Annotated in this window: 8 protein-coding genes; 6 read left to right on the top strand and 2 right to left on the bottom strand. The window is 65.4% G+C overall.

Going from position 1 to position 9,917, the window contains the following annotated elements; genetic code table 11:
- The 6 genes from KF724_11410 to KF724_11385 form a co-directional block, all read left to right on the top strand.
- Positions 1-879, top strand: an 879-nt coding sequence (locus KF724_11410) for a hypothetical protein (GenBank protein ID MBX3356290.1), incomplete at its 5' end; no start/stop codon positions are given.
- Positions 880-889: 10 nt separating this feature from the next.
- Entirely contained in the window at positions 890-1,648 is a 759-nt protein-coding gene (locus KF724_11405; GenBank protein MBX3356289.1) for a DUF4391 domain-containing protein, read from the top strand.
- Positions 1,649-1,662: 14 nt separating this feature from the next.
- Entirely contained in the window at positions 1,663-3,687 is a 2,025-nt protein-coding gene (locus KF724_11400) for a site-specific DNA-methyltransferase (protein ID MBX3356288.1), read from the top strand.
- A gap of 2 nt (positions 3,688-3,689) precedes the next feature.
- Complete coding sequence (locus tag KF724_11395) at positions 3,690-4,769, top strand: virulence RhuM family protein (GenBank protein MBX3356287.1); 1,080 nt, start codon at positions 3,690-3,692, stop codon at positions 4,767-4,769.
- Positions 4,766-7,747, top strand: coding sequence for a DEAD/DEAH box helicase family protein (locus tag KF724_11390; GenBank protein ID MBX3356286.1), 2,982 nt, complete (start codon positions 4,766-4,768; stop codon positions 7,745-7,747). The genes KF724_11395 and KF724_11390 overlap by 4 nt, the downstream gene beginning before the upstream one ends.
- 118 nt (positions 7,748-7,865) lie before the next feature.
- Positions 7,866-8,366 carry a hypothetical protein gene (locus KF724_11385; protein MBX3356285.1) on the top strand — a complete coding sequence of 167 codons (501 nt, stop codon included), beginning with the start codon at positions 7,866-7,868 and terminating at the stop codon, positions 8,364-8,366.
- 65 nt (positions 8,367-8,431) lie between these two features.
- Here the strand turns inward: KF724_11385 and KF724_11380 are convergent, their stop codons facing one another.
- Both KF724_11380 and rpmE read right to left on the bottom strand, forming a co-directional pair.
- Complete coding sequence (locus tag KF724_11380) at positions 8,432-9,511, bottom strand: PCRF domain-containing protein (GenBank protein ID MBX3356284.1); 1,080 nt, start codon at positions 9,509-9,511, stop codon at positions 8,432-8,434.
- Positions 9,512-9,622: 111 nt separating this feature from the next.
- Complete coding sequence (rpmE, locus tag KF724_11375; protein MBX3356283.1) at positions 9,623-9,868, bottom strand: 50S ribosomal protein L31; 246 nt, start codon at positions 9,866-9,868, stop codon at positions 9,623-9,625.
- Between the last annotated feature and the right edge of the window lie 49 nt (positions 9,869-9,917).

Here is a 9,917-nt window from a genome sequence, read left to right as displayed (position 1 = left end):
CAGGACTGCGACTGGCTGATCAACTACGACATCCACTGGAACCCGGTGCGCATCATTCAGCGCTTCGGCCGCATCGACCGCCTCGGGTCACCCAACGAACGCATCCAACTGGTCAACTTCTGGCCCAACATGGAGCTGGAGGAGTACATCAACCTGGAACAGCGGGTGAGCGGCCGCATGGTGCTGCTCGACATCTCCGCCACCGGCGAGGAGAACCTGATCGAGCAGCAGTCGGGCAACCCGATGAACGACCTCGAGTACCGCCGCAAGCAGTTGCTCAAGCTACAGGATGCCGTCATCGACCTGGAGGACCTCTCCACCGGCGTCTCCATCGCGGACTTGACGCTCACGGACTTCCGCATCGACCTGGCCGAGTACCTGCGCGCGAACCCCGGCGTGCTCGAATCCCTGCCACTCGGCACGATGGCTGTCACCACCACCACCGAGGCCGAGATCCCGCCGGGCATCATCTTCTGCCTGCGGGCGGAAGGTGCGGCCGCCACGCGCGCCTTCGAACCGGGCTACCCGCTGAGCCCCCACTACCTCGTGCATGTCGGCGACGACGGCGCCGTGCTGCTGCCGTTCCCGCAGGCCAAGCAGATCCTCGACCGGCTGAAGCGCCTGTGCGTGGGCCGCGACCTGCCCGACGCTGCGGCCTGCGCCCGCTTCGACAAGGCCACCAGGCATTGCGAAGACATGCGCCACGCCCAGCGCCTGCTCGCCGCCGCCATCGGCTCGGTGGTGGGCAAGACCGAGGAACGGGCGGTCGCAAGCCTGTTTGCGCCGGGCGGCACGCACGCGCTGGCGGGCGAGTTCGCCGGGATGGACGACTTTGAAGTGATGGCCTTCCTGGTGATCCTGCCGGAGGCGATCGCGTGAACGCCGTCGTATGACCGCAGCCGATCTCATCGCCGCCCTCGAGATACCCCCCGGCGCACGGGTGGACCGCCGCGTGCCCAAGACACTGCTGGTGGAGCACGGTGCGCCGACGGCCGCGGACAAGCGGCGCATCAACGAGGGCATCGAAGAAGTGCAGTGGGTGGCGGCGCTCAAGCCCACCACCATCGGCATGCCAGCCTTGCGCGACGAGGTTCGCGAGTACCTGGAGATTGCCGTGCTGAGCGCGACTCTCCGTGCGGAGGCAAAGTCGGACCGGCTCGCCGAGCTGATCCACCGTGCGGTGCCCTATCCGGTGTTCCTGCTGGTGGCCGAGGGCGCTCGCCTCACGCTCTCGTTGGCCCACAAGCGTCGGTCGCAGGGGCAGGCGGGGGCCACGGTGCTGGACGGCGATCTGGTCGCGGCCACGCTCACGGACTCGGATTCAGGCGGGCGGCTATCTCCGTTCCAGGAGGCGCTCTCGCTGGCTCGTCAGCCGCGGGCCGACCTGCACCAGCTCTACCAAGGCTGGATCGATACGCTGATGGCTCTGCACGCCGCCCGGGTGACGGGCGTCTTTGCGGTGGCCACCTCGCCAGATCAGGCCGCAACGAGGCGCGAGGCGCTGCGCGAGTGCGCCCGGCTCGACGCCGAGATCGCTCGATTGCGAGCGGCCGCCGCGAAGGAGAAGCAGGTGCCCCGGCAGGTCGCACTGAACCTGGAACTGAAGCGCGCCGAGGCCGCCTGGACCGCCGCGATCGAAAGACTATAAAGAACGAGGACCCGATGAAGAAGCTGACCGCCACCGACCCCGAGACCAGGAGCCCCGACCTTGTCGCCGAGAATATCGAGCGGCTCAAGGCGCTGTTCCCCGAACTGGTCACCGAGGGGCCGGACGGCGCAGCCGTGAATGTAGATGTGCTGAAGGCGCTGGTGGGCGACAAGACCGTCACCGACGCCGACGAGAAGTACGGCCTCAACTGGCACGGCAAGCGCCGCGCCCGGCAGCTCGCGCTCACACCCTCGACTGGCACGCTGCGTCCATGCCCCGAAGACAGCGTGGATTGGGACACCACGCAGAACCTGATGATCGAGGGCGACAACCTGGAGGTGCTGAAGCTCCTGCAGAAGAGCTACGCCGGCAAGGTGAAGCTCATCTACATCGATCCACCGTACAACACCGGCAAGGACTTCGTGTATCCGGACAACTTCCATGACAACATCAGGAACTACCTGGAGCTGACCGGGCAGGTGGAGGGCGGGCGCAAGATCAGCAGTAACACCGAGGCCAGCGGACGCTTTCACACCGACTGGCTCAACATGATGTTGCCGCGCCTGAAGTGGACCCGAGCGATGCTTTGCAGGGACGGTGTCGTGTTCATCTCCATCGACGACCGCGAGCTCACCAACTTTCGGATGGTTGCCAACGAAGTCTTCGGTGAAGAGAACTTCGTCGCCACGGTCTGTGTCGTGAACAACATGAAGGGCCGAAACGACAAGAAGCACGTCGCAGCCTGCCACGAGTACGTGGTTATCTATGCCGGTCCGGAATTCATTTCGAACGGGCTTCCGTTGACGGATGAACAGAAGGCCGCCTTCAAGTACGCGGACGAGAAGGGCAACAAGTACGCGCTTCGAGATCTAAGAAAGCGCGGTGGGCCGGACAAGCGCGAGGACCGACCGAACATGTGCTTTCCCATCTATTGGGATGAGAGATCCGGGCGAGTAGCGCTTGAGCGGATGACGCCGAGTGACGCCGAGATTCTCCCAATTCGCGGAGATGGGACTAAAGGTCGTTGGCGGTGGGGCATTGACAAGGTGCGAAAGCACTTGGACTGGATGCATCCTAAGCGCTCTGGCAGAACTGGTCGGCTGGATGTGGAGCATCGCGTTTACCTGGACACATCTATCGCCATCGATGACGAACCTGAAGAAGACGAGGACGACGAGGGTGCTGTTGAGCGCACCTCAAAGCCCAAGTCGTTCTGGATTGGCGGCGAGTTCTCAACCGACACCGGAAAGCGCGCCCTCAAGGAATTGCTCCCTGGGGAGGTGTTTGACTTCCCAAAGTCGATCGACTTCCTGCGCACCTGTGTTCTTCTCGGAACAAGCGGCGATGACATCGTGATGGATCTCTTTGCGGGCTCCGGCGCGACTGCGCAGGCGGTCATGCAACAGAACTCACTGGACTCACAGGCTCGCCGTTATATATGCGTGCAGCTGCCGGAACCGTTGGACCCTTCGTACAACGCACAGAAAGCTGGAGCGGCGCTTTGCGACAAGCTCGGCAAGCCTCGCAATATCGCCGAGCTGACCAAGGAGCGCCTCCGCCGCGCGGCGAAGAAGATCAAGGACGAGAACCCCATGTTCGCGGGCGACCTCGGCTTCCGCGTCTTCAAGCTGGACTCCAGCAACATCCGCGCGTGGGAGCCGGACCGCGACAATCTCGACAAGACCCTGCACGACCACACGGAGCACCTGAAGGCCGACCGCACGGAGCAGGACATCCTCTACGAGCTGCTGCTCAAGCTCGGCCTCGACCTCTGCGTCCCGATCGAAACCAAGACCATCGCCGGTAAGGCCGTCCACAGCATCGGCGGCGGCGTGCTGCTGGCCTGCCTCGCCACGCAGATCCCCCGCGACGAGGTGGAGCCGCTGGCGCAGGGCATCGTGGCTTGGCACCAGGCGCTCGCCCCGGCGGGCGACACCACCTGCGTCTTCCGCGACAGCTCCTTCGCCGACGATGTGGCCAAGACCAACCTCGCCGCGATCCTGAACCAGCACGGCCTCACCACGGTGCGGAGCCTGTAGCCATGTCGACCCCGGAAGAGCCACCCGGCGAGATCGTCCTCTACCAGACCGACGACGGGCGCACCCGAATCGAGTGCCGCTTTGCTGGGGAGACGCTCTGGCTCAGCCAGGCGCTGATGGCAGACCTGTTCCAGACGACCCCACAGAACATCACGCTGCACCTCAAGGCTCTCTACGAGGAGGGCGAGATCGACGAGGCGGCAACCTGTAAGGAGTACTTACAAGTTCGACAGGAGGGCGCGCGCGAGGTCCGTCGTTCGGTGAAGCACTACAACCTGGACGCCATCCTGGCCGTGGGATACCGCGTCCGGTCCGAGCGAGGCATCCAGTTCCGCCGCTGGGCCACCGAGCGGCTGCGCGAGTACCTGGTGAAGGGTTTCGCGATGGACGACGAGCGGCTCCGGAACCCGCCCGTCGAGGGGTCGAGTGCCCCTGACTACTTCGACGAGCTGCTTGAACGCATCCGCGACATTCGCGCAAGCGAGCGGCGGATGTACCTGCGCGTCCGGGAGATCTTCGCCCTTGCCGGCGACTACGACTCCGGCAGCCGCGGGACCACGGAGTTCTTCCAGACGATCCAGAACAAGCTGCACTTCGCCGCCACCGGCAGGACTGCTCCTGAGCTGATCGCCAAGCGGGCCGACCACTCCCGCCCCAACATGGGGCTGACGAGCTGGAAGGGCGAGGTGGTCCGAAAGGCCGATGTGACGGTGGCGAAGAACTACCTGAGCTCGGACGAGATCGATGGCCTCAACCGGATCGTCGTGATGTGGCTGGACTTCGCCGAGGATCAGGCCAGGCGTCGCCGCCAGGTGTTCCTGGGCGACTGGGAGCGGAAGCTCGACGAGTTCCTTGCCTTCAACGAGCGGCGCGTCCTGACCGATAAGGGCGGCATCAGCAAGGCGGACGCCGATGCCCGCGACGAAGCCGAATACGACGCGTTCGCTGCCCGCCGTCGCGAGTTGGCCGAAGCTGAAGGAGAGCGTGCGAGGAAGGCTGCGCTTGAGTCTGCGGCGAAGCGCCTTCCCTCGCCTCAGACGAGCCGGCAGAAGAGGGGCCGGAAGAACGGATCAGCCGAGTGAAGCTGCACTTCGAACCCAACCTCGACTACCAGCTCCAGGCCATCGAGGCGGTCTGCGACCTCTTCCGCGGGCAGGAGATCTGCCGCACCGATTTCACCGTCACGCAGCACGCCGTCGGCGGCCAGCAGGCGCTGGCCTTCGCCGAGAGCGACCTCGGCGTGGGCAACCGCTTGACGCTGCTGGACGACGAGCTGCTGAAGAACCTCGGTGACATCCAGCTTCGCCATGGCCTGCCCCCGTCCGGCACGCTCGCCTCCGGTGACTTCACCGTCGAGATGGAGACCGGCACCGGCAAGACCTATGTCTACCTGCGCACCATCTTCGAGCTGAACAAGCGCTACGGCTTCACCAAGTTCGTCATCGTGGTGCCATCGGTGGCGATCAAGGAGGGTGTGTACAAGTCGCTGCAGATCACCGAGGAGCACTTCAAGGGGCTGTATGCGGGCGTGCCCTTCGACTACTTCCTGTACGACTCGGCCAAGCTCGGCCAGGTGCGCAACTTCGCCACCAGCGCCAGCATCCAGATCATGGTGGTCACGGTTGGCGCCATCAACAAGAAGGATGTCAACAACCTCTACAAGGACAGCGAGAAGACCGGCGGCGAAAAGCCCATCGACCTGATCAAGGCGACGCGGCCCATCGTCATCGTCGACGAGCCGCAGAGCGTGGACGGCGGCCTCCAGGGCCAAGGCAAGGCAGCGCTCGACGCGATGAACCCCCTCTGCACGCTGCGCTACTCAGCCACCCATGTGGACAAGCACCACATGGTCTACCGCCTCGACGCAGTGGACGCCTACGAAAGGCGGCTGGTGAAGCAGATCGAGGTGGCCTCGGCCACGGTCGAGGACGCGCACAACAAGCCCTTTGTGCGGCTGGTCTCGGTCAGCAACAACAAGGGCACGATCAGCGCGCGGGTCGAGCTCGACATGCAGTCCGCCAGCGGCGCGGTGCGTCGGCAGGAAGTCACCGTGCAGGACGGCGACAACCTGGAGCAGACCACCGGCCGCGCCCTCTACGCCGACTGCCGCATTGGCGAAATCCGCGTGGCCAAGGGCCATGAGTACATGGAGCTGCGCGTGCCCGGCGGCGAGCAGTGCCTGAAGCCCGGGCAGGCCTGGGGCGATGTGGACGCTCTGGCCGTGCAGCGCGAGATGATCCGTCGCACCATTCGCGAGCACCTCGACAAGGAGAAGCGGCTGCGCCCACAGGGCATCAAGGTGCTGTCGCTCTTCTTCATCGACGAGGTGGCGAAGTACCGCGCCTACGACACCGACGGCAACCCGGTGAAGGGTGACTACGCGCGCATCTTCGAGGAGGAGTACCGCCGCGCGGCAAACCTGCCCGACTACCGCACGCTGTTTGCGGAAGTTGACCTCAGCCGTGCCGCCGAGGAGGTGCACAACGGCTACTTCTCCATCGACAGGAAGGGCGGTTGGACCGACACCGCCGAGAACAACCAGACCAACCGCGACAGCGCCGAACGCGCCTACAACCTGATCATGAAGGAGAAGGAGAAGCTGCTCGGCTTCGACACGCCGCTCAAGTTCATCTTCTCCCACTCGGCGCTCAAGGAAGGCTGGGACAACCCCAATGTCTTCCAGATCTGCACCCTGCGCGACATCCAGACCGAGCGCGAGCGGCGCCAGACCATCGGCCGCGGCCTGCGCCTATGCGTCAACCAGCAGGGTGAGCGCGTGCGCGGCTTCGAGGTGAACACGCTGACCGTGGTGGCGATGGAGAGCTACGAGCAGTTCGCCGAGAACCTGCAGAAGGAGATCGAGCAGGACACCGGCATCCGCTTCGGTGTCGTCGAACCGCACCAGTTTGCCGGCGTTACGGTCGCTCATCCCGACGGGAGCGCGGCGCCGCTCGGCGTGGAGAAGTCGCAGGCTCTCTGGGGGCACCTCAAGGCGGCGGGTCACATCGACGCCGGAGGCAAGGTGCAGGATTCACTCAAGCAGGCGCTGAAGGACGGCACGCTGACCGTTCCCGAGCCCTTCGCCGCGCAGCTCGACCAGATCACCGCCGTGCTGAAGAAGCTGGCCGGGCGGCTGGAGATCAGGAACGCCGACGAACGGCGCCAGGTGCGTCCCCGCCAGGCGGTGCTCCATAGTGAGGAGTTCAAGGCGCTGTGGGACCGCATCAAGCACAAGACCACCTACCGGGTGCAGTTCGACAACGAGAAGCTGATCGAGAGCTGCATTCGCGCGGTGCAGCAGGCGCCCGCGATCCCGAAGACGCGCCTGCAATGGCGCAAGGCCGACATCGCCATCGGCAAGGCCGGCGTTGAGGCCACCGAGCGGGAAGGCGCCGCAACGGTGGTGCTCGACGAAGCCGATATCGAACTGCCCGATCTGCTGACCGACCTGCAGGACCGCACCCAGCTCACGCGGCGCAGCATCCAGCGCATCCTGAGCGGCAGCCGGCGGCTCGACGACTTCAAGCGCAACCCGCAGGCCTTCATCGAGCTGACCGCCGAGGCCATCAACCGGTGCAAGCGGCTGGCCGTGGTGGACGGCATCAAGTACCAGCGCTTGGGCGACGAGCACTACTACGCGCAGGAGCTGTTCGAGCAGGAGGAACTGACCGGCTATCTCAAGAACCTGCTGAACGCCACCAAGGCCGTGTACGAGCAGGTGATCTACGACTCGGACGCCGAGCGCACATTTGGCGACCAGCTCGAGAAGAACGGGGCCATCAAGGTCTACGCCAAGTTGCCGGGATGGTTCACCGTGCCGACGCCGCTGGGCAGCTACAACCCGGACTGGGCGGTGCTCGTGGAGCAGGAGGGCGAGGAGCGCCTGTACTTCGTCGTCGAGACCAAGGGCACGGCACTCTTCAGCGATGCGCTGCGGCCAATGGAGCAGGCCAAGATCCAGTGCGGGCGGGAGCACTTCAAGGCACTGGAGGTTCGAGAGGCGCCTGCTCGCTATGTTGTGGCAAGCTCCGTGAACGATGTTCTGGAGCAACCGCGATGAGCATTCCGAAACAGGTGCGAGAGTTCGATGTGTGCCGAGCATCCGGTTCCAGCGGACGGTCCGCTGCGAGGCCCGCCGCCGACCAGACTCTTCGTGCTGCGAATGCACTTCCCGCCCTATGACTCCAGATGCGCACGGAGACGATCTCGCGTTCGAGGCGGCTCGCACCGCGCTGCGCCCTGATGCACCGATCGAGGTCGATCGCCTGCTGCTGGTGGTGGTCGGCGCTCACCTCCGCGCGGAAGTCGCCGATCGCCCCCTGGCCGACCGCCTGGTGCGACAGATCCGCGCGTGGCAGGCGCGGGAACTTGATGAACTCGATGGTCCGCTGCTGCCGCTTGTCTGCACGGACATGTGGTATCTGAACGAACCCGCGCTCCTTGAGCGCCCAGCCGTGGTGATCGGCGAGCCGGGCGTGAATGCGGCAACCGCCTTCTATGCCACGCGTCTCCCGCAGGCGCTGGTCATCGATGACGCCTGGGAGATCCGCATGGACCCCGAGTGCATTGATCCGCGCGTGGCCCTCTGGGGTGAAGGGCCGATGCAGACCGAGCGAGCGGCCGATGAGTTCACCCGGCGCGTGCTCGATCGATACCTCCGTGCGGTGCATTGCGCCTAGGCGAGGCCGCGGCATCTGGGCAGCGTCTCGCCTTTGGCGACGAGGGCCACATCGGGCTCGATGGGTCAGAGTCGAGCCAGGCGGTCCGCAAGGTCCACCGCTGACAGGGCCGACACGAGCGGGTCGAGGTCCCCTGACATGATCGAGTCGAGCCGCTGAGCACCTTCGATCCGTTGGTCGGAGACGAGGTTCTCCTTCCAGCGGTAGGTCCTGATCTTCTCGGCGCGGTCGCCGGAACCGATCATGCTGCGCCGCTGTTCGCGCCGCGCGGCGATTGCTTCCAGTTCCCGTCGCTCGTGGACTCGGGCCCGCAGAAGCCGCCACGCCTTCTCCCGGTTCTGCGCCTGCGAGCGGGTCTCTTGCATATGGACCTCGATGCCGGTCGGCTGGTGGACGAGGTGAACGGCGGTCGCGACCTTGTTCACATTCTGACCGCCGGGGCCCTGGGCCGTGGTGATGATCTCCTTCACCTCGGCGGGATCGACCTCGCTCTCGATGGTCTCCGGCTCGGGAAGGACCGCGACGGTGGCGGTCGAAGTGTGCACGCGCCCCTGAGCCTCGGTCGCCGGCACCCGCTTGACCTGGTGCGTTCCTCCCTCGTACCCGAGGGCGCTCCAGACGCCTTCCCCGCGCACGCTCACGATGGCGCGCGTCACGCCACCGGCATCACCCGGGGCCAGGTCGAGCTCATCGAAGCGCCAGCCCCGCCTCTGGGCGAAGCGGCGGTACATCTCCAGCAGATCACCCGCCCAGAGGGCCGCTTCCAATCCACCCACGCCCGCGCGGACCTCGAGAATCACGCTGCCAATCGCCAGGTCCTCGGCACTCACGAACTGGCGCTCGATATCGATGATCAGCGAGCGAGCCTCCTCTCGGAGGCGCGGAATCTCCTCCTTCGCCAGCGCGGCGATGTCGCTGGCGGGATCGCGCGCGACCTCCTCGCAGTCGCGCCGCTCCTGTTCAAGGGCCTTCCACCGGCGATAGCGCACGACGATCGGCTCGATCGCGCTGCGCCGCACGGTGCGCCGGCGCACCTCGCGATGGTCCACAACGATCGCCTCATCGGAGAGTTCACGCGCAAGGCGATCGTCCTCCGCGAGGAGTTCATCGAGCTTCCGGATCAGGTTGGGCGAGGGATCGGCCACGCGGCGGGCAATCTCCAGGGAGGCGACGGTCGCAGTGGCCCGGCAGGGCGGCCACCAACACAACAGCCGCGCCCGAACGGACGCGGCTGGTCAGGTGATGCGGCGCTCGACCTACTTCCTGGCGGGGGCGGGAGCCTTCTCCTTGCCCTTGAAGTAGCCACCGGCGAACTTGCGCTGGAAGCGCTCGACGCGACCGGCGGTGTCGACGAAGACCTTCTGGCCGGTGAAGTAGGGGTGTGAACCACTCCACACTTCGACATGCAGTTCGGGCACCGTGGCGCCGCAGGTCATGACGACCTGGCCACGGTAATAGACCTTGCAGTCGTGGTAGTACTTCGGATGGCCTTCCTTCTTCATCGCTGGTCTCCATACCCCGTGACGGGGAATCGGGCATGGTAGCCAAAGG

This window comes from Phycisphaeraceae bacterium (assembly GCA_019636735.1).
In the GTDB taxonomy this organism is placed as follows: domain Bacteria; phylum Planctomycetota; class Phycisphaerae; order Phycisphaerales; family SM1A02; genus VGXK01.
The sequence above is the reverse complement of the archived record's forward strand: the minus strand, read 5'-3'. Positions and strand labels throughout refer to the sequence as shown.

Excerpts from the sequence above, each read along its gene's own strand:
- KF724_11400 (MBX3356288.1), top strand. The coding sequence starts at position 1,663 with ATGAAGAAGCTGACCGCCACCGACCCCGAGACCAGGAGCCCCGACCTT.
- KF724_11405 (MBX3356289.1), top strand. The coding sequence starts at position 890 with ATGACCGCAGCCGATCTCATCGCCGCCCTCGAGATACCCCCCGGCGCA.
- KF724_11385 (MBX3356285.1), top strand. The coding sequence starts at position 7,866 with ATGACTCCAGATGCGCACGGAGACGATCTCGCGTTCGAGGCGGCTCGC.
- KF724_11395 (MBX3356287.1), top strand. The coding sequence starts at position 3,690 with ATGTCGACCCCGGAAGAGCCACCCGGCGAGATCGTCCTCTACCAGACC.
- rpmE (MBX3356283.1), bottom strand. The coding sequence starts at position 9,868 with ATGAAGAAGGAAGGCCATCCGAAGTACTACCACGACTGCAAGGTCTAT.